General features: G+C 37.7%; 26 protein-coding genes and 1 tRNA gene. 9 read left to right on the top strand and 18 right to left on the bottom strand.

What is annotated here, in order from left to right; all coding sequences use genetic code 11:
- The coding region (locus tag H4J62_RS18950; RefSeq protein ID WP_182231363.1) for a zinc ribbon domain-containing protein at positions 1-319 on the top strand (319 nt) is incomplete at its 5' end.
- Between the two features lie 69 nt (positions 320-388).
- On the top strand, positions 389-664 hold the full coding sequence (locus H4J62_RS18955; RefSeq protein ID WP_182216021.1) for a hypothetical protein: 276 nt from the start codon (positions 389-391) through the stop codon (positions 662-664).
- Between the two features lie 498 nt (positions 665-1,162).
- Here the strand turns inward: H4J62_RS18955 and H4J62_RS18960 are convergent, their stop codons facing one another.
- From H4J62_RS18960 to H4J62_RS19000, 9 genes are all read right to left on the bottom strand, one after another.
- Positions 1,163-1,543: an STAS/SEC14 domain-containing protein gene (locus H4J62_RS18960; protein WP_182216019.1), complete on the bottom strand. Its 381-nt coding sequence runs from the start codon at positions 1,541-1,543 to the stop codon at positions 1,163-1,165.
- 131 nt (positions 1,544-1,674) lie between these two features.
- Positions 1,675-5,028: a complex I subunit 5 family protein gene (locus H4J62_RS20555; protein ID WP_182216017.1), complete on the bottom strand. Its 3,354-nt coding sequence runs from the start codon at positions 5,026-5,028 to the stop codon at positions 1,675-1,677.
- A gap of 34 nt (positions 5,029-5,062) precedes the next feature.
- Entirely contained in the window at positions 5,063-6,559 is a 1,497-nt protein-coding gene (locus H4J62_RS18970; RefSeq protein ID WP_182216016.1) for a complex I subunit 5 family protein, read from the bottom strand.
- A complete protein-coding gene (locus tag H4J62_RS18975; protein WP_182216014.1) occupies positions 6,522-6,881 on the bottom strand; it encodes an NADH-quinone oxidoreductase subunit K in 360 nt (119 codons plus the stop codon). The genes H4J62_RS18970 and H4J62_RS18975 overlap by 38 nt, the downstream gene beginning before the upstream one ends.
- Positions 6,881-7,564, bottom strand: coding sequence for a Na(+)/H(+) antiporter subunit B (locus tag H4J62_RS18980; protein WP_182216012.1), 684 nt, complete (start codon positions 7,562-7,564; stop codon positions 6,881-6,883). Before H4J62_RS18980 ends, H4J62_RS18975 begins: the two co-directional genes overlap by 1 nt.
- Positions 7,561-7,836, bottom strand: a complete 276-nt coding sequence (locus H4J62_RS18985) for a DUF4040 domain-containing protein (protein WP_182216011.1) — start codon at positions 7,834-7,836, stop codon at positions 7,561-7,563. The genes H4J62_RS18980 and H4J62_RS18985 overlap by 4 nt, the downstream gene beginning before the upstream one ends.
- Entirely contained in the window at positions 7,833-8,159 is a 327-nt protein-coding gene (mnhG, locus tag H4J62_RS18990; protein WP_182216009.1) for a monovalent cation/H(+) antiporter subunit G, read from the bottom strand. The genes H4J62_RS18985 and mnhG overlap by 4 nt, the downstream gene beginning before the upstream one ends.
- Positions 8,149-8,445, bottom strand: coding sequence for a monovalent cation/H+ antiporter complex subunit F (locus H4J62_RS18995; RefSeq protein ID WP_182216008.1), 297 nt, complete (start codon positions 8,443-8,445; stop codon positions 8,149-8,151). The genes mnhG and H4J62_RS18995 overlap by 11 nt, the downstream gene beginning before the upstream one ends.
- On the bottom strand, positions 8,445-8,969 hold the full coding sequence (locus H4J62_RS19000) for a Na+/H+ antiporter subunit E (protein WP_182216006.1): 525 nt from the start codon (positions 8,967-8,969) through the stop codon (positions 8,445-8,447). The genes H4J62_RS18995 and H4J62_RS19000 overlap by 1 nt, the downstream gene beginning before the upstream one ends.
- A gap of 146 nt (positions 8,970-9,115) precedes the next feature.
- On the opposite strand from H4J62_RS19000, the gene H4J62_RS19005 reads away from it, so the two are divergent.
- Positions 9,116-10,072, top strand: coding sequence for a calcium/sodium antiporter (locus H4J62_RS19005; RefSeq protein WP_182216004.1), 957 nt, complete (start codon positions 9,116-9,118; stop codon positions 10,070-10,072).
- Between the two features lie 81 nt (positions 10,073-10,153).
- Here H4J62_RS19005 and cspD read toward each other — a convergent pair whose 3' ends face one another.
- Complete coding sequence (gene cspD, locus H4J62_RS19010; protein ID WP_070373660.1) at positions 10,154-10,381, bottom strand: cold shock domain-containing protein CspD; 228 nt, start codon at positions 10,379-10,381, stop codon at positions 10,154-10,156.
- A gap of 200 nt (positions 10,382-10,581) precedes the next feature.
- Here cspD and clpS point away from each other — a divergent pair, with 200 nt between their 5' ends.
- Positions 10,582-10,902 (top strand): ATP-dependent Clp protease adapter ClpS, encoded by a 321-nt coding sequence (gene clpS / locus H4J62_RS19015; RefSeq protein ID WP_070373659.1) that lies wholly within the window; start codon positions 10,582-10,584, stop codon positions 10,900-10,902.
- A 28-nt stretch (positions 10,903-10,930) separates the two neighbouring features.
- Positions 10,931-13,180, top strand: a complete 2,250-nt coding sequence (gene clpA / locus H4J62_RS19020; RefSeq protein ID WP_182216003.1) for an ATP-dependent Clp protease ATP-binding subunit ClpA — start codon at positions 10,931-10,933, stop codon at positions 13,178-13,180.
- Between the two features lie 148 nt (positions 13,181-13,328).
- On the opposite strand, the gene H4J62_RS19025 is transcribed toward clpA, so the two are convergent.
- Positions 13,329-14,390: a 3-deoxy-7-phosphoheptulonate synthase gene (locus H4J62_RS19025; RefSeq protein ID WP_182216001.1), complete on the bottom strand. Its 1,062-nt coding sequence runs from the start codon at positions 14,388-14,390 to the stop codon at positions 13,329-13,331.
- Between the two features lie 138 nt (positions 14,391-14,528).
- Positions 14,529-15,338: a pyruvate, water dikinase regulatory protein gene (locus tag H4J62_RS19030; RefSeq protein ID WP_070373656.1), complete on the bottom strand. Its 810-nt coding sequence runs from the start codon at positions 15,336-15,338 to the stop codon at positions 14,529-14,531.
- Positions 15,339-15,661: 323 nt separating this feature from the next.
- On the opposite strand from H4J62_RS19030, the gene ppsA reads away from it, so the two are divergent.
- From ppsA to H4J62_RS19045, 3 genes are all read left to right on the top strand, one after another.
- Complete coding sequence (gene ppsA, locus H4J62_RS19035; protein WP_182216000.1) at positions 15,662-18,040, top strand: phosphoenolpyruvate synthase; 2,379 nt, start codon at positions 15,662-15,664, stop codon at positions 18,038-18,040.
- Positions 18,041-18,242: 202 nt separating this feature from the next.
- Complete coding sequence (locus H4J62_RS19040; protein WP_182215998.1) at positions 18,243-21,320, top strand: FAD-binding and (Fe-S)-binding domain-containing protein; 3,078 nt, start codon at positions 18,243-18,245, stop codon at positions 21,318-21,320.
- A gap of 106 nt (positions 21,321-21,426) precedes the next feature.
- Positions 21,427-21,630 (top strand): hypothetical protein, encoded by a 204-nt coding sequence (locus H4J62_RS19045; protein ID WP_070373653.1) that lies wholly within the window; start codon positions 21,427-21,429, stop codon positions 21,628-21,630.
- 25 nt (positions 21,631-21,655) lie between these two features.
- On the opposite strand, the gene H4J62_RS19050 is transcribed toward H4J62_RS19045, so the two are convergent.
- From H4J62_RS19050 to H4J62_RS19075, 6 genes are all read right to left on the bottom strand, one after another.
- A complete protein-coding gene (locus H4J62_RS19050; RefSeq protein WP_182216104.1) occupies positions 21,656-21,994 on the bottom strand; it encodes a TusE/DsrC/DsvC family sulfur relay protein in 339 nt (112 codons plus the stop codon).
- A complete protein-coding gene (gene tusB, locus H4J62_RS19055) occupies positions 21,985-22,281 on the bottom strand; it encodes a sulfurtransferase complex subunit TusB (RefSeq protein ID WP_182171813.1) in 297 nt (98 codons plus the stop codon). Before tusB ends, H4J62_RS19050 begins: the two co-directional genes overlap by 10 nt.
- Before the next feature lie 5 nt (positions 22,282-22,286).
- On the bottom strand, positions 22,287-22,655 hold the full coding sequence (gene tusC / locus H4J62_RS19060) for a sulfurtransferase complex subunit TusC (protein ID WP_182215997.1): 369 nt from the start codon (positions 22,653-22,655) through the stop codon (positions 22,287-22,289).
- 10 nt (positions 22,656-22,665) lie between these two features.
- Positions 22,666-23,040: a sulfurtransferase complex subunit TusD gene (gene tusD / locus H4J62_RS19065; protein ID WP_182215995.1), complete on the bottom strand. Its 375-nt coding sequence runs from the start codon at positions 23,038-23,040 to the stop codon at positions 22,666-22,668.
- Between the two features lie 126 nt (positions 23,041-23,166).
- The gene (locus tag H4J62_RS19070; protein WP_070373648.1) at positions 23,167-23,832 is read right to left on the bottom strand and encodes a Bax inhibitor-1/YccA family protein; all 666 of its coding nucleotides are present in this window, start codon (positions 23,830-23,832) and stop codon (positions 23,167-23,169) included.
- Positions 23,833-24,086: 254 nt separating this feature from the next.
- A complete protein-coding gene (locus tag H4J62_RS19075) occupies positions 24,087-24,665 on the bottom strand; it encodes a DNA-3-methyladenine glycosylase I (protein WP_070373647.1) in 579 nt (192 codons plus the stop codon).
- A gap of 148 nt (positions 24,666-24,813) precedes the next feature.
- Between H4J62_RS19075 and H4J62_RS19080 the strand changes: the two genes are divergently transcribed.
- Positions 24,814-24,904, top strand: a tRNA-Ser gene (locus H4J62_RS19080).
- Positions 24,905-24,929 lie beyond the last annotated feature (25 nt).

Below are 24,929 nucleotides of genomic sequence, written 5' to 3' on the forward strand. Positions count from 1 at the left end.
GTATAAGGCTGAATTAAATGGCGTAGTTTACCATGAAATTGGTCGGTTTGTGAAATCTTCCGGCATTTGCTATGGATGTAAGTATGAGCATAAATTCGATTTGAGTGTGCGAGAATTTTCCTGTGTGAGCTGTGGATTAGTACAGTGCAGAGATTTAGCAGCAGCTAAATCTGTTGCAGACACAGGCGAAAAAGAGTTAATAGCTAATGGGATATTAGCTAGGGCGTTGCCCAAATTTCAGCAGAAATCACCTTCTAAAATGAAAGTCTTTGAGCTATCAAAGTTTGGTGTGGGATCTGAGAAAAAAGAAGCAGCCTAGTTATCAAAAGCTAGATTGCAGAAGCCCCGTGATCAGAGCGAAGCGAAGTCGCGGGGTAGTTCACTGCATATGGATAAAAGTTGGCAGTTTGAACACGCCAATATGCAAGTTTACAGTGAATATAATCAATTTTATTTACAATTCGTCTCACGAAATGTACTTAGTTTGGGCAATGACGGAGGATTTCGCTTTGATAATAATGGTGACAACAATACCCGTTGGCGAACTGGAGTCACTTTTGATTATCATTGGAATAATCATTTAACGCTAAATAGCGGTATGGAGTTTGAAAAGCGTCGCATTGAAAATTACAATTTATTCAAAGAGGTTTCAGTAACAATCTAGTCAGTTTTTTAATTCAGGCAGTTTTGATCGAAGTGGTATTGAATTGAATTGGATTATCAACGTGTTTTAAAAAACTACACGGTATTTGCTAATTTTGCTTATAGCCACTAAGGAAACAGGGAAATATCTGATGATAAATTAGCTGCAATTGTCCCCAGGTTTATCACAGCTTTTGGTCTATCATATCCTTGGGATACGCGACAAACTTTGGGATTTTCATTACGCACGATCAGCAAGCGAAATAAAGCGCAAGCCTCATATTTACTTAATGCGAATTATAATTATAAAACCGAGCGATATTCGTTGTTCTTTACAGTAAAAAACTTACTGGGGGAAAAGATTGTTTATCCAGATACTCAAGATTTTGTAGCAGAACACTTAATTGAAGGTGATAATAATATAAATCTGTCGTTATCACTAAAATATTTATTTTAGTGTACGACAACTCAGTTACAACTTATCTTGAATTTCAAATAAAAACTAAACAAACACTTTGTATTAAATCTGTTTGTTTAACCAAACTAATGCATCGTCTTCATTATCAAAATACTCTATATTTTGAACCGCTTTGGAGGGCACCCATTGTTGGTCAATACTTTTTATTACCTGCGAAGTAATAACGATAGCTTTTGCTACCATATTTTGACCATTGAGCCACTCATTAAACTTATTAGAGATATTAAATGCGTCTGGCGTAGCACCATCCAAGTTTGAAAGATCAACAAGTATCAGAAACTTATTTTGATTGAGCGACTTAATTATTGCTGATGTCTTTTGCGAGACTTCTTCAGCACCATACTCATTAAAAGATCCTTTCAACGTTATATGTATAATATTTTCTTTTAAAATTATTGTGTTATCACCATGCTCTATCGTCAATTTGGTACTCCAATAACATAACCATTTATTAGTCGTGTTTAGTTAATAGACTAAAGTCCTGCATTGTAACTGAATTATTGTAAATATCTCTGTTTATCTTTCATTAGACGATGGCACATTACATTTAAACGCTAAACGCTAAACGCTACTAATAATAAAATACAAACACCGATTAAAACGACTGACACATAGGTTGACTGCATATTCAGTGGCATGACTTCCTGAGGTGAGAGCTTTTTATTAATAAAAGATTTCAGTTGAGCCATTAAGCCTAGATCAATAGCTTTCTCTTGCTCAATATTTGCTATTAGCTTTTCGTTTGTTGAGAAAGGCTTATTTATCGCTATTAGCTTGAATGCATCGAGGCTGAAAATTACGCGTCCGTCTAGTTTAAAGGTCACCAGTAATTTATAGACAACAACGGCAAGAAATATCGGGATTAACGATGATATAAAGCTGTTTAGGGTCACCAGTGATAATAAACTGGTTAAGGTGTACTTTTCATTAAGTAAATACCAAGGCGCTAACAGCACTAGTAGGGTGTTAACTAGGCAAACAACCAGTAATGGGTATTGAGGTTTACTGTCATGAGCGCTATTTTTCTGACCTTTATAGTAAGCCATATGGATAAAACGGCACATTAATAGTCCAGTAAATAATGCACTGACAATAATTGCATATTTTAAATAAGGTAAGTCACTCAACAAATTTTTGACTTCATTTTTAGCGAAAAAACCACTGGTAAAGGCTGCCCCAACCAAGGATAACGCAGGTAATATCATGGTGATATAAGTCATACCACGTAAATAGACTGGCGTATTACTTTGTTTATTTAATAGTGGCGTAATTCCCACAGATAAAAATAAAGCCGACTTAGCTAACCCGTGATGAATAGCATAAAAAATAATAGCCGTGGTCATTGCATCTCTAAGTGCTGGAAAGACTAATATCACACCAAAACAAGCAGATAATATGCCCATTTGGCTTACCGTAGAATAGGCAAGTACCGCTTTAGGATCCTTTTGACTCATGCCCTTTATTGCCGCATAAAAGGCGCCAAGGGCACCAATGGCAATAGTCAGTAAACCTAACTGAGAGAATGTGGCCAAATCATCTGCTTGAAAAGGGAAAAACTTAAGCCAACCAATCATACCGGCTTTTACCATAAAACCACTTAATAAGGCACTAGCGGGCACCGCAGCAACAGGGTGTGCAAGAGGTAACCAAGAATGGAAACCAAATAAGCCAATTTTTATACCAAAACCAACAATCAGCATCAGTCCCATAAATTGTAATAACGTTGGGCTAACAGTGTGTTGGGTTAAGTCCATATAATTGAGAATACAAAAAGCACTAAAAATAGCAACTTCACCGATAATGACCCACTTTATATAGACATTAGCGGCTGATATTGCGGCGGCTGTTTTATCTCTAATAATGAGCACATAAGACGACAAACTCATAAAAGTAAAAAAGGTCAAAAATCCAAACATGTCTGTGCTCAGGACTAAACCAAAACTACTGGCCATGGCGACACAAAATAACGCCATAAAGTTAGATTTATTATCACCCAAATGAGGATAAAATAAAGCATACGTTGAGCTTAGTAACCATAATAGCCCCGCCAGCAATAGAAAACCTTGGCTGAGCTTATCAAGTGAAAGTTCACTACCAAAAAATAAGAACGGTATGCTTTGAAAATAATATTCAGGTTGTAAGCCTAAATAAATAGCAGGAATGGCGCAAAGTGGCATTAAATAGGTAAGTTTGATAGCTTTGGGACGTATGATAATTAATGCGGCTAATATCAAGGGTAATATAATAGACCAAACTAACCAGCTTGACATTTGCTGAGGTAAAATCGACGATTGCAAAAGAGTTGTTGTTTGATTAAATCCAATAGATTCAGAGGTTGCGATCAGCTTTGACCAGCTTAATGCACTGTATTGACTATTAGCGAATAATCCCGCCAAAATAGCAAAAGTTATGGTAACAACCGGTGGTAAAAGCATCATCCAATGTGCTTCTAGCGTTGGTTTGTTCTCTACATGGTTTTGATGCTCAGTATGTGGCTCTGCAGGTAATTCTGCGTGTTGGGTAGCATGTACCGGTGTGGATAATTGTCTTGGTAAACTGGCGTGCTCGGTATCTTGATTCTCTTGTGATGGAGCAAGGAACCATGCGCGATAAACCAAAGGTAAGAAATAAATTGCGTTTAATAAACTACTACCCGCTAGCACTGCTATTACCCAAGCATTACCTGTTTCAATAGCGCCAACACCAAGGTACCACTTAGAAACAAAGCCCGCGATTGGCGGTATACCAATCATGCCTAAAATTGCGATAGTAAAGGCAGTCATGGTGATCGGCATTTTTTTAGCAATGCCATTTAACTGGCTAACTTTATAAATGTGATGTGTTTCAGCGAGCAGACCAGCACAAAAGAACATAGTGATTTTCATTAGCCCTTGATGCACTAAATGCATAATAGCACCAACGGCCGCAATAGGGCCGGCGAGTGCTATGCCTAGCGTTATATATGACACCTGACTAACCGTTGAATAAGCAAGACGCTTTTTTATATCATCTTGATAAATAGCCCTAACCGAACCATAAATAATGGTAAAACATGCAAAGACCAACAGGACTTGTAAAACACCTAAAGAACTTGCTAGGTCGACGCCATACACATCATAAACCACACGTATAATGCCAAAAGCTCCAGCTTTTACTACCGCTACAGCATGCAGTAATGAGCTAACCGGTGCGGGTGCTGCCATTGCACGAGGTAACCAACCATGCAGAGGAAATAAAGCCGCTTTAACGCCTAAACCTATCATCAGCATAACAAAAATAATAGTGATGGTGGTTGGGTCAATATTAGGGGTATTAAGTAAGATATCTGGCGTTGAAAAATCTAAAGCACCCGCGATAGACTTTAACCAGACAACCGCAACCATTAAGATAGCGCCACCGATCATCGTATAACGTAAATAGGTTTTACCAGATTTCAACGAATCGTCATTACCTTTATGAACAATTAATGGGTATGTCGCTAAGGTAAGGAGTTCATAAAAAATTAGAAAAGTAATTAAATTACCCGCTAAAGCGACCCCTAATGTTGAAAAAACACAGAGACTGAAAAAGCCAAAGAATCGACTTTTGTGTTTCCCTTTCTTAAAGTAACCCACGGCATAAATAGTGGTAAAAAACCATAACACGCCCGATAGTGTCACAAAGGCTAAAGACAGAGCATCAGCTTTGAGTACTAAGTTAATATCAGGTAATAGCGGTAATCTTGTTTCAAATACAGCGCCTTGAGAAACGCCCAAGAGCATTATGCCAATTAAGATAATATTAATTGCCGCACTCGTTAAATTAACAGATGTTCTGAGTTTTTCATTTTTCTCATCGATGACCATCATCAAAATGCCGGTACTAAAGGCAACGATTAAAATAATAAGCGGTAGCCAGTCGTTTAACATGCTAATTGTCCTTGAAGCTCATTTACAACATTAATCATGAGTAACTACCCGTAATTAGGTTAGTTAACCACATCGCATTTAAACCAATAATGATGGTAATAACAGAGAGTCCAACTGCACCTAAAAGCTTACTTTCACTGATAGCTAAAACGGTAAGTGAGTTTTCCTGAGTCGGTGTGGTAAACGCCAAATTGAGTACTCTAAATAGATAAGCACTCGCTAATAGGCCGCCAATAAAGAGGGTTAATACCCACCACCATTGTTGAGCTTCTACGGCATTATTCAATAATAACCATTTAGCAATAAAACCTCCGCTTGGCGGCAGCCCAATTAAACTAGCACTGGTTACCGCAAAAACAAAAATACTAATGGGGAGCTGTGATGCTATGCCTTGTAGTTGTGATAATTGATCATGCCCCATCGCTTTCTGAATAACGCCGGCGGCTAAAAACATCGCGGCTTTTGCACAGCCATGGGCAACAATAAAGTAAATGACTGCAGTTCGTGCTAAATCAGGCGTGGTAAACATTAACGGAAATGCGAGAAATAAATAACCAATTTGTGCAACAGTAGAGTAGGCAATTAATTGCTTTAATCTGGGTGAAGTAAAAGCCCGATATGAGCCATAAATGACCGCCATGGCGCCAAATATACCCATTATAGTCACCGCCGTAAATGTAACCACTGGCGCGAGAATTTTAAACCAAAAGGTAAAAAGGATAAAAAATGCGGCTTTAACCACTAAAGCAGACAACATTGCACTTACTGGCGCAGAAGCATTGGAATGGGCTGAAGGTAGCCAAAAGTGTAATGGAAATAAAGCGCATTTCATCATCATACCCAAGGTAATAAGGGCTAACGCTAACTGCATACTGCTATTACTTTCAACTAAATTAGCAACCAGTTGATTGTCGAGAACGCCATAAGTACGATAAATAATAGCCACACCCAATAAATACATTAACGAACCAAACAGGCCAACTAATAGGTATTGAAATGATGCTTGTAGTGCTTGTTGCGTGCCTTGAATAGCAATTAAACTTACTGCAGAAAGCCCCAAGAGCTCGAGCATAATATAAGTATTAAAAATATCAGACGAGATAAAAATACCATTTAAGGCGGTGATTAAAAACCACCATAAAGGCCAGAAGCGGACTTCTTTTTCGTTATCATCAAAATATTGTGTGCTGTAAAATGTGATAGCTAAACCTATTGTCGAGGTCATTAACAGCATAATGGCGCTAAATTCGTTAATCGATAATCTTATGCCTAGTGGCGGCTGCCAGCCACCAATAATTAACTCAATGGCTACGGCTTGTTGTAAAACATAACCCGCTTGTAGAGCACAGATAACCACTAACGTTATCGAGCTAATAGCACTGATTAGTCGGCTTAATTTCGTATTACCTGCCACAAAGCAAATAATAGCAATAACCATAGGGAGTATCATTAATGCCGGTAATGAAAAAGTTGTAATGAAATTATTAATCAAATTAACCTCGACCTTGAGTATCATTGCTACTATTTTCATAGACCGACTCTGATTGTGTAGCCGCTTCTTCTTTTTGTACTAATCGCGCGAACTTGGCTATTTTAGAGGCTAAGTTAAGACCTAAAGCGGTACCAGCTGCAGCAACTATTATTCCTGTTAACACCATGGCATGAGGAACAGGGTCAATAGCATTAGGGTAGGTATGCGCAATAGCAAGTAGCAACATAAAAATAGCAATTCCAATGACATTTAGGCCCAATAATTTACGAATAAAGTCGCTATTCAATAAAAATCCTAGCAAGCCAATAGCGAACAATAAAATTGAGCAAAGGGTGTATAAATTAGTTTGGGATAATTCCATTACGCATGCCCTTTGTTAATCGATTCAAAACAAAGAAATAATATTAAGGCAATCGCGAAAGTTGCAAAAAATTCGATCACTAAAATACTGGCACCGGCTAACTCAACAGGAAACGTGAGAAAAGCATGGGACTGCAAATAAAGAAGTAGTATCACAGCAATAAAAGCGATTAGCCCTAACGACATTAACAAGCGATAGCGTAGTTTAGTAAAATCGATAACTTGTACGTTTGCTAATGATAATAAAACTATACAGCCAGCTAGCAAAGCCGAAGCTTGAAAAGCGCCACCGGGCTTTGTTGAACCAATCCACAGTAAATAACCGGCCATAATAATGGTTAAGGGGATAAAGACCTTGGCGATCAGTAAGACTTGCGACTCTTCCTGAAGGGTAAAGGTCAAAACAGGGGTATCTAATATGTAGGGTAACACAGCTATCGCCACCACTAAAAAAACAGCAAATTCAATAAAAGTATCGTAAGCACGATAATTTAACAGCACAGCGGTAACGATATTCGTTACACCCGTTTTATCAAGCGAATTTAACACTAACGCTTGTAGTTCATTGCCATGTGGTGCCTGGTTAAATAAAGCAAAAATGAAAAATGCAGTAAACAGGGTGACTAAAATAATAATGAGCGTTTTTTCAATAACATCACTATTTTTTGCTAAAAATTTTATCAAAGATCACCTCGACCCTTCTTATCTGTGGGCTTATCTATTGATAGTTTGCGCCATGACGCTAGCAACATTGCTCCCGTTAAACCTGCGCCAATGGCCGCTTCAGCGATCGCAACATCAATGGCATTCAACTGGATCCAGCAAAGGGTGATCACCAGTCCAAGACTAATAAATAATACAATGGCGGTGAACGACTGTTTGACTAAAAACATTGAACCGGCAATAACTAAAACGCAAAGACACAATAAGATATCAATCCATAATTCACTATTCATTTGTTATTGTTCCCGTTGTTGTGCTGATTACCATCATGTTCCACCATTTGTCTTCTGCGTTCATGGCGGGCCACTAAATGACAGCTCGTCGCACTTGTCAGTAATAATAATGCCCATACCAAGATGACTTTTATTGCCATAGAAACACTATTAACTTGTGGTAGTAACCCTAAGGTGATTAAACCTACGCCTAAATTATCAGATTTAGTCAAAGCATGTAGGCGACAAAATACGTCAGGAAAGCGTAATAGTCCTATCGTCCCAGCGATAAAAAATAGGCATCCTAATGACAACATTATGATGGTAAATATATTAGCTATCATGTTTATGATTCTCTGATGGGCTAACGTTGTCGATCGGCTGCTCTGCTAACTTTAAAAAGGCAATGACGGTAATCGATGCTAATAAGGTAAAGACTAAAGCAACGTTAGTGATAACTTCGTTATTTTGTAATACCGAAAAAACAAGAACGATTGTTGTGCCTATGGTGCCAAATAATTGTGCCGCTAACATACGGTTGGCGTTATCAGGGCCAATTAATACTCTGAGCAGCCCAACGATTAAGCAGATTAACAAAATGATAACCACGATAGTGTAAAAAAAAGTCATTACTTACTCGCTATTTTCGTCGATGAATAATTTTCTTGTGGAGAAATATCTAAATGATAAAGCTCACAAATAGCGAGTTCACATTGATATATATCTTCTAATGAACTGCTGGTAACTGTTAGCACATGAACCAGTACACGGGTAGGCTCTCTAATAACACTTACCGAACCTGGCAATAAGCTAACCACGTTCATAAATAAGTTCATTGGTGAACCAGCCGGTAAATGCTTAATTGAATAGTGAATAAATTCAGGCTGTAATTTCATGTCAACAGAGAATACTCGCACTGCTGTGTCGGTTCCTCCCTTTATCGATTGATAAATGAAAAACCAAATGAATTTAGGTACTTTAGCAATGTTGATGTAAAAAGTGCGATTAGCACTGTCGGTTTTTTCTGACAATTTGGCAGATACAAAAATGCTCATGGGGATGAAAACAACACCAACAAGCAATGAAGCAAGATCACCATCAGTAAGTAAAAACCAAAAGCCGGATAATAACAGGCTGGATATGAAGTAAAACAAGATTTAAGGCTTAATATTTTTATTGATCATAATATTCACAATTATAGAAGTTAACGTCAACAAAGCCTACAAAAAACTGTCATCTTTTTGGTATTTTAAAGATATAATATAGAAAATACTTTTGTTGGATATCTTCAGGCAAATTAATGAATTATATAATGATGATTGCAGGACTGTTGATGTTAATCATTGGCGGTGAACTTTTGATACGTGGAGCCATGTCTGCCGCGAACAAACTTAACGTTTCTCCCTTTTTAAGTGGTTTAGTCATTGTTGGTTTTGGCACCTCCATGCCAGAATTAATCGTTTCAGTAAATGCCATAATGAATAACAATTCAGCTGTGGCATTAGGGAACATCATGGGGAGTAATATAGGTAATATTGGTCTTATTATTGGTACTTGTGGATTAATAGCCCCTTTGGCGTTTAAACAGTCTGCCCTTAAACGTGATGCGATAGTGATGCTAGGTGCTGTTTCTTTATTGATTTTAATAGGGCTAACCGGTTCTTTCTCTATTATTTCTGGTGTGGTGATGATTAGTGCGCTTTTGGCTTATTTAGGTTTCACCATTTACAAAGAGAAAAATCATAATACGGCTTCGCACAAACTCCACCAAGCTGAAGGAAAAGAGCTACACACTAAACCTCACAAAACTTGGCTGGTGATATTATCGATTGCATTCGGTTTAGGTTTTCTTATGCTAGGAGCACAATGGTTTGTTACTGGAGCAACGATTATTGCCAAAGCCTTAGGAGTATCTGACGCGCTTATAGGGCTCACTTTAGTTGCTATAGGGACATCACTGCCCGAATTTACTATTTCGGTAATGGCGGTATTAAGAAAACACATGGATGTAGCTGTTGCAAATGTTGTTGGCAGTAACATTTTTAATATTCTGGGTATTCTTGGTGTTTCTTCTTTAATTTCACCCATTTCGTTCCAAGGAAGATTTGCCGAGTTTGATCAGTGGGCTTTATTATTTATTACGTTGGTATTGACCGTGTTCTTATTGTTTGGTCATTCAATAGGCAAACTAAAAGCAATCTTTTTACTCTTGTTTTATGTTGCTTATGTTTCGCTTGGGTATCTCTATTTCAATTAGTTACAAGCACTGATAAAAAAATACCTGGTTGCTAGATGAGCAAACAGGTATTTTATTGTATTATTGCAGCGCAATAGAAAATTATTCTTCACCCATAGCTTCAATTTCATCAGGTGTAATACTAGCAGCATGATGGCCTTTGGGGCCTGCATTTAGTTCATAATCAACGTCTTGACCAGCTTTTAATGTACGGTATCCTTCCATTTGGATTGTTGAATAATGCGCGAAAATATCTTCACCACCATCCTCTGGACGAATAAAACCAAACCCTTTTGCATTATTAAACCACTTCACTGTCCCGTGAGCCATACTTCAACTTCCTTCTACATCGGTAATTAGGTATGCTTGCATAAAAGCATTAACATAAATGTATTAATGATTAAAAAATAATCACTAAAGTAAACAGTAGACAAGTTATATAAATAATCAAGTTAATTTTATCAGTTAATTGAATATTTATTTTTTTAAATGTTAAAGCAAAATCACTAGGTACAGACTAATATAAAATTATGAGCAAGTGGAAAGAGTTACTAGATAATCAAGAAGTCCTTGAAGACGAACTTGTAGAGCAATTTGAAAAGCCCCCTATGTATACTGTTGTGTTACTTAACGATGATTATACGCCGATGGATTTTGTCATAGATGTGCTGTGTCGATTTTTTAATATGAACTCAGATAAGGCGACCGACGTAATGTTAGAGATTCATTATAAAGGAAAGGGGCGATGCGGTACTTTTACTGCTGAAATAGCAGAAACAAAAGTTGAACAAGTTAATCAATACGCATTAGAAAATGAGCACCCATTGCAATGTACAATGGAAAAAGCGTGAATTCGCATGGTTTAAAGTGGAGTAGTCTATGCTGAACAAAGATTTAGAAATATCATTAAATATGGCTTTCCGTCAAGCCAAGGACTCCCGTCATGAATTTATGACGGTTGAGCATTTATTATTAGCCTTATTAGATAACCCTTCATCAATCGAAGCGCTTAAAGCTTGTGCTGCCGATATGGGAAAAATACGTAAAGAGTTATTAGATTTTATAGCAGAAACAACGCCAGTGATCCCAGAAGGGGAAATTGAACGTGAAACTCAACCAACGTTAGGTTTTCAGCGTGTATTACAACGAGCTGTTTTTCATGTGCAATCTTCTGGAAAAAGTGAAGTTAACGGTTCCAATGTCCTGGTTGCTATTTTCAGTGAACAAGAATCTCAAGCGGCTTACTTTCTGAAAAAATCAGACATTAGTCGTTTAGACATTGTAAATTTCATTTCTCATGGAATTTCTAAAATAGAACATACGGATTCTCCGCAATCTACCGAAGAAGCTCACGTTGAAGAACCCCGTACTATTGAAAACTTTGCTACCAATCTTAACGAAGAAGCGAGAAAAGGGAATATTGACCCGCTAATTGGTCGCGATAGCGAATTAGAACGAACTTTACAGGTGCTAAGTCGTCGCCGTAAGAATAACCCTTTATTTGTTGGTGAAGCAGGGGTGGGTAAAACGGCTATTGCCGAAGGACTTGCCAATTTAGTTATTTCTGACGATGTACCTGAATTCTTAGCTGAAACCACTATTTACTCGCTTGATATGGGCGCTTTATTAGCGGGCACCAAATACCGTGGTGATTTTGAAAAACGTTTTAAAGGCTTATTAAAAGAGTTGGAAGAAGAGGGCAATGCCATTCTATTTATCGATGAAATTCATACGATAATTGGTGCTGGTGCTGCTTCCGGTGGCATGATGGATGCTTCTAATTTAATAAAACCATTATTATCATCAGGAAAACTTCGTTGCATGGGTTCAACGACCTACCAAGAATACCAAAGTGTTTTTGAAAAAGATCGTGCATTAGCGCGCCGTTTTCAAAAAATAGATGTTGTTGAGCCAAGTGTTGATGACACCACTAAAATATTGCATGGTTTAAAAGAAAAATACGAATCACATCACGGTATTCGTTATACCAATAAAGCCTTGCGTGCAGCTGCACAATTGTCGGCTAAATATATCAATGAGCGTTTTCTTCCCGATAAAGCCATTGATGTTATTGATGAAGCGGGTGCAAAACAACAATTAGTTGCTGCTTCGAAGCGTAAAAAAGTAATTAACGACAGTGATATAGAATCTATTGTTGCCAAAATGGCGAGGATCCCTGAAAAGTCAGTTTCATCATCAGAAAAAGACAGCCTTAAGACATTAGACCGTAACTTGAAAATGGTTGTTTTTGGACAAGACCACGCTATTGATGAACTGACGTCAGTAATTCGCTTATCTCGTGCTGGTTTAGGTAATGAACACAAACCTGTTGGTTCGTTCTTATTTGCTGGGCCAACTGGGGTGGGTAAAACAGAAGTAACACAACAATTAGCTAAATCTTTAGGTGTCGAACTATTACGCTACGACATGTCAGAGTACATGGAGAAACATGCGGTAAGCCGCTTAATAGGTGCTCCTCCAGGTTATGTTGGTTATGAGCAAGGCGGTTTATTAACGGATGCAGTAATCAAGCATCCTCATTCTGTGGTTTTGTTAGATGAAATTGAAAAAGCGCATGAAGATGTTTATAACATTTTATTGCAGGTCATGGACCACGGAACATTAACCGATAATAACGGTCGTAAAGCTGATTTTAGAAATATTGTTTTAGTGTTAACAACCAATGCGGGAGCTCATGAAATAACTCGCCAATCTATTGGTTTTAAACAACAAGATCAGTCAATTGATGCAATGGGTGAAATTAATAAAACCTTCTCACCTGAATTTAGAAATCGTTTAGACAATATTGTCTGGTTCAACCATTTAGATGAAGTTGTTATTCAACAAGTGGTTGATAAATTTATTGTTGAACTACAGGCACTACTTGATCAAAAAGGCGTTTCATTAGAATTAACGAAAGACGCTAGAAAATGGTTGGCTGTTAACGGTTATGATAAATCGATGGGCGCTCGACCTATGTCACGTCTAATACAAGAGCACTTAAAGAAACCATTAGCTAATGAATTATTGTTTGGTGATCTAACACACGGTGGCGTGGCGAAAGTTGGTGTCAAAAAAGATAAATTAGTACTCAGTTATATTCAAAAGAAAGAATTGGTTGAGCATTAGCAGCAAACGGAGCTAACCAAACACTTTACGTCACGGTGTTTGGTTTCGTTTCATTTAGATAAATTTTGCTGAATATAAAAAAGCCGCAGGGGAGTTATCCTCAGCGGCTTTTTTTATTTAAGCGTTGAAATATACCTTATAGATAAATTTAACGTTGAGTTGAACGTTTAGCTTGAACAGCCGCCGATAACTCATCTAACAAACTGACACTGGTGTCTAAGTTAATACAGGCATCAGTGATACTTTGTCCGTAGGTGAGTTTGTTAACATCAACCACTTTTTGGTTACCCTCAACTAAGAAGCTTTCAACCATTACACCAAATATAGCCTTGTCGCCTTGCTCCATTTGAGCTCTTAAAGAGCGAGCAACGTCAATTTGTTTGCTATGGTCTTTAAAACTATTACCATGGCTACAATCGATCATAATACGATTTTCTAAGCCAGCTTTAGCCAATACTTCACCGGTCTTACTAATGTTTTCTGCGTGATAGTTCGGCTCTTTACCGCCACGTAAAATAACATGAGCAAATGGGTTACCATGCGTTTGATAAATACACATTTGACCACTTTTATTGGGTGAGTATAAAACATGAGGCACACTTGAGGCGTTGATGGCGTCAACAGCGATCTGTACATTACCGTCAGTGCCATTTTTAAAACCTACCGGACATGAAAGTGCTGAAGCTAATTCTCGGTGAACTTGGCTTTCAGTTGTTCTAGCACCAATAGCTCCCCAGCTTATTAAATCTGAAATATATTGGCCGGTCACCATATCTAAAAATTCAGTACCTGCAGGTAAACCGAGCTTATTAATATCCATTAATAACGATCGAGCCAGGTTTAAGCCTTTGGCTACATGAAAAGATTTATCTAAATCAGGGTCACTGATCAAACCTTTCCAGCCAACCGTTGTACGAGGCTTTTCAAAATAAACACGCATGACAATCAATAAATCATCTCGGTACTTATCATGTAATACTTTAAGTTTCTCTGCGTAATCAACAGCAGCAGTGGTGTCGTGAATTGAACACGGGCCAATAATGACCAGTAAACGGTCGTCGTCACCGGTGATAATCGCTTCAATGTCTTTTCTGCTTTGGATGATAAAACTCGCTGTTTCATCATCTAGTGGGATTTGCTGTGCTAATTCTTCAGGAGAAACAAGGTTTTCAATTAGCGTGGTTCTAAATTCATCCGTTTTAATAGTCATGGTAATCTAATTTTTTTATTTGAAGGCGTTAATGCGCAATAAAAAAGCCAGCGCAATATAATTTATCGCGCTAACATAACCAAATTAGCGGCTTATGTGAAATGCTTTCTGTATTTTCAAAGATTAATTTGAACTAAGTTAATATTTATAGCGTTGTAACCCTGTTTCATTGAGGATTTTTGCTGATATTTCTTCTACTGAAAACTTTGTGCTGTTAAGGAAGGGAATTTTTTCTTTTTTATACAGTTTTTCCACTTCTCTAACTTCCATTCGACACTGTCGTGCTGATGAATATTTACTGTTCGCTAATCTTTCACCGCGAATATCAATTAAGCGTTGTGCGTCGATAGTTAAGCCAAACAGTTTCTTTTTATGAGGTTTTAAAAAGTCAGGTAAAGTCAGGTCGTCCATATCATCATCAGTAAAAGGATAGTTCGCTGCTTTGATACCATATTGTAGTGCGAGGTATAACGAGGTTGGTGTTTTACCCGAGCGCGATACACCCACGAGAATAACGTCGGCATGCTCATAATTGGTAACATTTGAACCATCATCATTGGCCAGTGAATAATTAACCGCATCAATACGATAATCATAACTATTTTCGTGAATACTGTGCGTGCGATGAGCGGTAGGCTTAGCGTCTAGTTGCAGTTCTTTCTCAAGTGGCGCGACAAAATGCTCTAGGAAGTTATAAATAACGCCATCACAACTATCAATAATTTTTCTAATGTCGTTATTAACAAAGGTATGAAAAACTAACGGTGGCATACCGGTACGTTTAGCGGCCTTATTAATTTTTATTTTTGCCGCTTCTGCTTTTTCAACAGTTTCAACAAATGAAATAGTGTCGTGATCAAATTCCATAGGAAAAAGTGAAAGCAAAGCATGACCAAAAACCTCTGATGTAATGGCTGTGCCATCAGAAATATAAAAAGCAGCGCGCATTTAAAAACCTCTTTATTATTTTTAATACTCAACCAATAAAATTAGCTGAGTTTTTTTATAGTTAAAATAAATGACTACTGCCAGATAAAATTAATAAGTAGGTTAATGACTTAATAAATTTTATGCAGGACATTTACCCATTTTTCTGATGAAAACTAGGCCATTCAATTAATCAAATGGGTATAACTGTAACTTATACTGAAATGTTTCAAATAACATTTCAGTTTATAAAGTTCGCAGTGTAAAATGTCTTAAGCTATAAATATACTGATATAACTCATAAATCTATTTATTTTTGTTTCTTTTTTTTTGGAGAAGATGTCGTGCAAGAAAATGTACTTTGGTATGAAGTTTTAGGAATGAATGATGTTGACCGCGTTGGCGGAAAAAATGCATCACTTGGTGAAATGATCTCAAACCTTTCAAACGTAGGCGTGCAAGTCCCAGGTGGTTTTGCTACGACTTCCTATGCATTTAATGAATTCTTAGAACAAAGTGGCATCAACGACAAAATATATCAGTTACTTGATAATTTAGATGTTGATGACCTAGCCGCATTATCAAAATCAGGTGAAACAATCCGTAATTGGATCATAGAAACACCATTTCTACCTGAAATGCAGCAAGATATAGCAAAAGCCTACACCACCTTAGCCGATGGTTTTGCTGACGATGCTTCATTTGCTGTTCGTTCTTCAGCAACGGCAGAAGATATGCCCGATGCTTCTTTTGCGGGACAACAAGAAACTTTCTTAAACGTACGTGGTTTTGACGCTGTGATGATAGCGATCAAACATGTTTACGCTTCTTTATTTAACGACCGTGCTATTTCTTACCGTGTTCATCAAGGTTATGACCATCGTGGTGTTGCTTTATCTGCTGGCATTCAGCGTATGGTACGTAGTGATATTGCTTCAAGCGGTGTGATGTTCTCTATTGATACTGAGTCTGGTTTTGAAGACGTAGTCTTTATTACCTCAAGTTACGGTTTAGGTGAAATGGTGGTGCAGGGCGCAGTTAACCCTGATGAATTTTATGTTCATAAACCTACACTTGCTAAAGGTAGACCGTCGGTTGTTCGTCGTAATATCGGTAGTAAAGCCATAAAAATGATTTACACCACAGATCAAAGTCATGGCAAACAAGTTGAAATTGTTGATATTGAAGAAAAGTTGTCTAATCAATTTTCATTAACCGATGATGAAGTTCAAGAACTTGCCAAACAAGCCGTTATTATTGAAAAGCATTATCAACGTCCAATGGATATTGAATGGGCTAAAGATGGCTTAGACGGTAAGCTTTACATCGTTCAGGCGCGCCCTGAAACAGTTCGAAGCCGTGAAAGCGCTAATGTCATGGAACAGTTTCAATTACAAACAACCGCTGATGTTATTTGTGAAGGTCGCTCAATAGGTCACAAAATTGGTAGTGGTGAAGCAAAGGTTTTAGCTTCACTGGCTGAAATGGATAAAATTAAGCCCGGTGATGTTTTAGTCACCGATATGACCGACCCTGATTGGGAGCCTATTATGAAGCGTGCTTCTGCGATTGTTACTAATCGTGGTGGTAGAACTTGTCATGCTGCAATTATTGCTCGTGAAATGGGTATTCCTGCGGTTGTTGGTTGTGGTGATGCGACAAAACGTATTGCTAATGGTGATGATATTACCGTTTCTTGTGCTGAAGGTGATACCGGTTTTATCTACAAAGGTAAACTTGATTTTACTGTAACAACTTCACAAGTTGATTCGATGCCAGAAGTTCCATTAAAAATAATGATGAATGTTGGTAACCCAGACAGAGCCTTTGGTTTTGCTCGTTTACCTCATGCGGGTATTGGTTTAGCGCGTTTAGAATTCATTATTAATAAGATGATTGGTATTCATCCAAAAGCGTTGTTAAATTTTGACGAGCAATCTGACGATTTAAAAGATGAAATTAACGACATTATCGTTGGTTATGCTAGCCCAGTTGAATTTTATATTGCTAAGCTAACTGAAGGTATTGCAACCTTAGCGTCAGCTTATTCGCCTGAGAAAGTAATCGTTAGAATGTCTGATTTCAAATCAAACGAATATGCTAACTTAGTTGGCGGCGACGTGTTTGAACCGGAAGAAGAAAATCCAATGATTGGCTATCGCGGTGCAGCACGTTATATCTCTAAAGATTTCCGTGAATGTTTTGCACTTGAGTGTGAAGCGATTAAACGCGTGCGAAACGACATGGATTTTACCAACGTTGAAGTCATGATCCCATTTGTTCGTACGGTAGAAGAAGCCGAGCAAGTTATTGAAATACTCGCTGAGAATGGTCTGAAACGTGGTGAAAATGGTTTGCGCGTTATTATGATGTGTGAATTACCGTCGAACTGTTTGTTAGCTGATCAATTCCTAGATCATTTTGACGGATTTTCTATCGGTTCAAACGATTTAACGCAATTAACACTAGGTTTAGACCGTGACTCTGGTTTAATCGCTCATTTATTTGATGAACGTAATCCTGCGATTAAAGCCTTATTGTCGATGGCGATTAAAGCTTGTAAAGCGCGTGGTAAATATGTGGGTATTTGTGGCCAAGGCCCGTCAGATCACCCTGATTTTGCCGCATGGTTGGTTGAAGAAGGTATCGACAGTGTTTCGCTTAATCCAGATACGGTATTAGCGACTTGGTTGTATATTGCTGAAAACCACAAGAATAAATAATCGTATAGTGTGGTTTATCGGTGAATAATGTGAGGTCATAGCCTCACTGGCAATATAATAAACAAAGGCTAGGTTCTTTTTACTATAAGTTTAGTTAAAAAGTTCTTAGCCTTTTTGCACTCTTCAACAAAACTTGAGTCATAATTCAAAACTGACGTGATATACTTAGCTTAACCTTAAATCGTTAATATGTTTTTCGTCTATGTCTCAGAGCTTACCTTCATTAGAACACCAAGAACTTATCGCTCCACTGTATCAAAAGTTTTCTCAGGAGCTTGGTAACAGTCAATATAGCGGTGAAATTAATTGCCAATATAGTGCTCGGCTAGCGGTTGCTACCGACAACAGCATTTATCAACAATTACCACAATTGGTTTTACATCCTCGAAGTAAGCAAGACGTACAATTGATCAGTCAATTGTCTTCAACGCCAAAGTATCAAAGTATTAAGTTTAGTGCGCGTGGCGGTGGAACTGGCACCAATGGACAAAGCTTAACGCCAGGCATTGTCGTTGACTTGTCAAAATATATGAACCGTATTTTAGAAATTAATATTGAAGAAAACTGGATACGTGTTGAAGCGGGCGTCATCAAAGATCAATTAAATGATTATTTACGTCCACACGGTTTTTTCTTTTCTCCAGATTTATCAACCAGTAGTCGTGCAACCATTGGTGGCATGATTAATACTGATGCTTCCGGACAAGGCTCTCTGGTCTATGGCAAAACCTCTAATCATGTTTTAGCCCTAGAATCGGTTTTAGCCAACGGTGACTTTCTGTCAACATCTCCGATGTCCATTGAGGAAGCGGAAGAACTCGCGCAACAAAATAGCAGTTACGGCCATATTGTTAAACAAGTACTGGCCTCATGTCGTGACAACCGAGCCTTGATTTTAGAAAAATTTCCGCGTTTAAATCGTTTTTTAACGGGTTATGATCTAGAAAATGTTTTTAATGATGATTTAAGCCAAGTTGATATTTCTCGTTTGATCACCGGTTCAGAAGGTTCGTTAGCCTTTGTTTGTGAGGCAAAACTCAACTTAACGCCAATTTTAAAAGCTAAAACACTGATTGTAATTAAATATGACAGTTTTGATTCTGCGCTGCGCCATTCACCGGCACTCGTTGAAGCTAAATCGACTTCAGTTGAAACCATCGATTCAAAAGTCTTAAATTTAGCCAAACAAGATATTGTCTGGCATTCGGTGCGTGATCTAATCACCGATGTTGACAGTAAAGTCATGGACGGTATTAATATTGTTGAGTACAACGGCACCAGTATTGAAGCGTTAGCCGATCAGGTCGCACAATTAACAGCACGTTTAGATAGCGACATTAGCAATAATACCGGTGTTATTGGTTATCAAGTGACCACTGATTTAAGCAGTATCAATAAACTTTATGGTATGCGAAAAAAAGCCGTTGGCTTGTTAGGCAACACAGCAGGTAGTCAAAAACCATTAGCTTTTGCCGAAGATACTGCCGTGCCACCCGAAAATTTAGCGGATTACATTGTTGAGTTTCGCGCATTACTCGATAGTTATGGTTTGCACTACGGCATGTTTGGTCATGTTGATGCGGGTGTTTTACATGTTCGTCCAGCACTCGATATGTGCGATCCTGAACAAGAAAAGTTGCTCCGCGAAATCTCTGATAAAGTGGTAACGTTAACCGCTAAATATGGTGGTTTAATGTGGGGTGAACATGGCAAAGGTTATCGCAGCGAATACAGTCCAAAATTTTTCGGTGAGCATTTATTTACTGAACTAAGAAAAATTAAAAGTGCTTTCGACCCGCATAATAAAATGAATCCAGGTAAAATTTGTACGCCACTTGAATCGAGTGAAAAACTAGTCTCGGTTGATGACACTAAACGGGGTTTCTATGACCGGCAAATACCTATAACGGTAAAAGATTCATTTAGTTCAGCGCTCGACTGTAATGGCAATGGCTTGTGTTTCAATTATGATGTAGACAGCCCAATGTGTCCTTCAAGCAAGGTAACGCGTGACCGAAGACATTCACCGAAAGGTAGAGCAGGCTTGATGCGTGAGTGGTTACGTCTTTTAGAAGCTAAGGGTGTCGACATTCTTAGTTTAGAAGAAAACATTCAGCATTGGTCTGTAAAACGTTTATTAGATAAGATAAAAAATCGTTTTTCAGCACATCAAAAAGAAGATTTTTCTCACGAAGTGATGGAAGCGATGCAAGGCTGTTTAGCCTGTAAAGCTTGTGCGAGTCAATGCCCTGTAAAAGTAGATGTTCCAGATTTTAGAGCGCGCTTTGTTAACTTATATCATTCAAGATACTTCCGTCCGTTAAAAGATCACTTAGTCGCTAATGTAGAAACATTAACGCCATTAATGGCCAAATCTCCGAAATTAATTAATTCGGTATTATCCCATAAATGGTACGACAAATTTTCACGAGCAACGATTGGTTATATTGATACACCGATACTTTCTGTACCTACCTTAGCAAAGCAAGTCAGAGAAAAAAATTATCAATCCTTTGATCTTGCTTATTTACAAGGGCTCAATAAAGAGCAACAAGCGAGTCATGTGCTGATCGTTCAAGACCCGTTTACTTCTTTTTATGATGCTAACGTCGTTGAAGCTATGATGGCATTAATTGAAAAGTTAGGTTTTACCCCAATATTATTACCGTTTAAACCTAATGGTAAACCGCAGCACGTAAAAGGATTTTTAGCTAAATTTGCAAAGACAGCTAAAAATACCGCTGAATTTTTAAATGAACTTCATCAGTTAAATATACCTATGGTCGGTTTAGATGCTTCATTAACGCTTTGCTATCGCGACGAATATAAACAAACGCTCGGTGATAAGCGTGGCGATTTTCACGTGCTGTTAGCCCATGAATGGTTATTAACGGTTATAGAACATCAGAATACTAAAACAGCACTTTCATCACTAACGGGTGATAAACCAGTAGCGCCTTATAAATTATTTGCGCATTGTACTGAGAAAACGGCATTAGCCGGTAGTGAAGGGCAATGGCGTGAGATATTCAAGTTATTTGGTTTGACACTTGAAAACGTCTCTGTGGGCTGTTGTGGTATGGCTGGTACTTACGGACATGAGCAAGTAAATTTTGAAAACTCAAAAATGTTATTTGAAATGAGTTGGCAAGATAAGTTAGCTAAATTAGAGGCTAAACAAGTCTTAGTGACTGGCTACTCCTGTAGAAGCCAAACAAAGCGTTTAGGAAACATGCAGACTCGTCATCCTGTGGAAGCGTTATTATCAGCTTTTGATTAAATGTTATCATTGACTAAAGTTATGATAAAGAGAGTCGATATAGTTTGTGACAAATGTTGTACTTGTTCTAACTTGCTATGTGCATAGCTAAAACGTGAGAGGCTTTATGTCGTTATCATTGAATAATATTGAAAGTGTGCAAACAGATATAACTACAGGTTATGCATTAAAAACCGCAGCCTTATCTAAAGGTCAGCAAGAGCTTGAAGGTGAAATGGCGCTAAAGCTTATCGCCTCGGCTGGCAGTGTTGACTCCGTGGCATTACCAACATCAGGTAGCAGTGGTTTCACTATCAATATTAAAGTTTAATATTGATAGTCGGAGAGTAAAACGTTTAAATACAGCGTGCTGGTTTTGGTAAACCAGCATACTTTGTTGCTTGTTTTGCTGGCCCTTCTTTGAATAATCGATATAAGTACCGACTACTTGATTTTTCTTCACCAAATTCTGCTTTCATCGCTTTTGTTAACGCTCTTATTGCCGGAGACGTATTGTAAGTCAGGTAGAACTCTCTAACGAAGCGTATAACTTCAAAGTGTTGCTCCGTTAATACCAATTGGTCTTTATCAGCAATTATCTGCGCTAAATCTGTATGCCAGTCTTTAAAGTTAATTAAATAACCTTGCTTGTCGGTGGCTATTTCTTGCTCATTAAAAAATAAACTCACTGCCAAGTTACCGATTTTTCTGTTGCACAAATCAATGTCATTAATGCATCGAGTGATAAAGTGTTTATTTTTTCTTTATCAATCGTTATAGCTCTTGCTTGTGCGTGCGCTTCAACAATATAAAGCGCGGGCAGCGCTATTTTACTTAAGGCTTGTTGCCATAAATCATGACTAAGGTTGTAGCAACCATCATCAAGTAGCACGATAGTGTCATTTGCTTGTATTACGTCAAGACATTGTTCAAAGTCGCTTGTTTGAAAAGCGGATGTGCGCACTAAGTGAAGCATACTCATGTGGGTTAAAACCTTAATATTGATTGATGTTGGTGTAATGATATCGAGAACTCTGCACGGTCAAGTACTGCTACGTTTTCAATAGAAAAATCGTTAGCCAAGCCACGTTGAGTCAGTGAATGTTGGCAAACATAAATGTTTTCAATATCATAAAACTCTAATGCCGCTAACGTTTTTAAAAAGTCTTTTTGTTGGATAAATTCAGGTTGTTGTTTGGGTATTAATTGATAAACGCCATCGCCTTGAAAATACAAACTAATGGCTTGTTCATAAGAGCCAAAAATAAGGGCAACATCAAGAGAATCTTTAGCATTTGCTGCTGAAAAGGGTGCGCTGGCATTAACGATAGCAAGTGATTTTTTGGCTTCAGACATGATAAATACCTTACAGTTGAATTAGACGATCAGCGTTGACATTCAATTCTACTAACTCACCTAGGCCCGATAAGGTAAATGCCTGATGAATAGTAACGGCTTGACCATCATTAATATCATCACTTAGTCCACGTTTTTCTGCTGCAGTAGCACATAAGTGTAAAGGAATATCATAGTCGTGATGTAATTGTTGCCATTGTCGATGGGCTTGGTATTCGTCATTAGGGAGTGCAAGATGCTGGCTACCATTTAAAACACCGTCTTGATAAAAAAATACGCCAACAACGTTAATATCACTCTTTAACGCAGCGGTAACCATATTAATAGCAGTAGCCGTTAAGTTACTGTTGGGCGGGGTGGTAATAACAAAGGCGAGTTTTTTCACAAAATGTCCTACATACACAAGTAAATAGTGATTATAAATGAATATAAAAAAACCTCGGTGACCGTAAGATCAACGAGGTTTTATATTATAAGCAATAACTCACTTACATTCTATTATCTTACGATATTAATCATCGCCGCCCATTACACCTAAAAGGTGTAATAAATGCACGAAGATGTTGTAAATATTCAAGTATAAAGAAATAGTTGCTCGAATGTAGTTGGTTTCACCACCATTAATTATACGACTAGTATCAAACAAGATTAAACCAGACATAATCATGATAATAGCTGCGCTAACTGCTAATGAAAGAGCCGGTATTTGAAAGAAAATATTTGCAATACTTGCAACTATTACCACAATTAAACCGACCATCAAAAAACCACCCATAAACGAGAAGTCTTTTTTGCTAGTTAATGCATAACCCGATAAGGCGAAAAATATTAATGCAGTACCACCTAAGGCTTGCATTATCATTCCAGGACCTGCAGGCATTGCAGCGTAATGGTTAAGCATAGGGCCTAGAGAGGCTCCCATTAAACCAGTGAATGCAAAAATCCAAAAAATACCACTCGCTGAATCAGCTTTTTTGTTTACAACAAACATTAAGCCAAAAGCGACTAATGTCATTATAAGAGCTGCGCCGTGTGGCAAGTTCAACGACATAGAAATAGCGGCAGTAACGGCACTAAAAGCTAATGTCATTGATAACAACATATAGGTATTTTTAAGTACCTTGTTAATTTCTATAGCTGAGCTTTTACTCGCTTGTAAACCAATATTTGATTGCATAAAACTTCCTCTGATAACTTTAGTTATACTTTTTAGATAAGGCCATTTAAGTCAAATTCAAGAGTACTCTTAAACTTTCTTTATGACATCTTGACATATTATGACATGGCGTTTTTTAAAATACTATTATTTAGTTGCTTAAATTTGTTGATATTTACTAATAATTTGTGAATATTTGTAACTAAAAAATTTAGCCGCATTAACTAGCATTGGTGGCTTGTTGGTGATTGTTATTTTTCCAAGGTATTACTCACTTATTTTCTAAAACAGCTATTTGAGTGGTCATTTATCAATCCGGTTGCTTGTAAATGTGAATATAAGGTTGTTGAGCCTAGAAATTTAAAGCCAATCTTCTTCATGTCTTTGGCTAATCTATCACTAATAGGCGACGTAGCAACTGATTTCTCTGTATCATTTATACTGTTAACTTGGGTTTTATTATCAACATAAGACCAGATGAACTGACAAAAACTTCCGTACTCTTGCTGTATTTCAATAAATCGTTGTGCATTATTAATAGCCGCTACTATTTTTAGCCTGTTGCGTACTATTGAGGCATCTTGCATTAAACGTTCTACATCGTCGTTAGTAAACCTTGCAACTTTATTTACATCAAAGTCTAAAAATAACGTACGGTAACCTTCACGTTTCTTAAGAATAGTGTACCAACTTAAGCCAGCTTGTGCTGATTCTAAAACAAGGGATTCAAACATCACTTTATCGTCATGAACCGGCACTCCCCATTCTTCATCGTGGTATTTTACATAATCAGGTTTTGAGGTATCAAGCCAAGAACAGCGGCACTTGTTTACAGAAAAATTGTTATTACCCATACACACCCTTGAAGATTGTTTAAATAGCTAGCGATTTGTTGTTTTTTTTAGCAAACAAACATTTTTGTTAAATAAATGCTTTACAAGTCTTTTTCTACACTTTAATATTCGCCTCGTCTTCAAGCAAGCAATTGTTTTGAGACATTCAGGTGAGATGGCTGAGTGGTCGAAAGCACTGGTCTTGAAAACCAGCAAGGGTTTATAGCCCTTCTAGAGTTCAAATCTCTATCTCACCGCCAAACAAAGAAAAACCGCTAATCGAAA

Source organism: Colwellia sp. BRX8-5 (genome assembly GCF_014077325.1).
In the GTDB taxonomy this organism is placed as follows: domain Bacteria; phylum Pseudomonadota; class Gammaproteobacteria; order Enterobacterales; family Alteromonadaceae; genus Colwellia_A.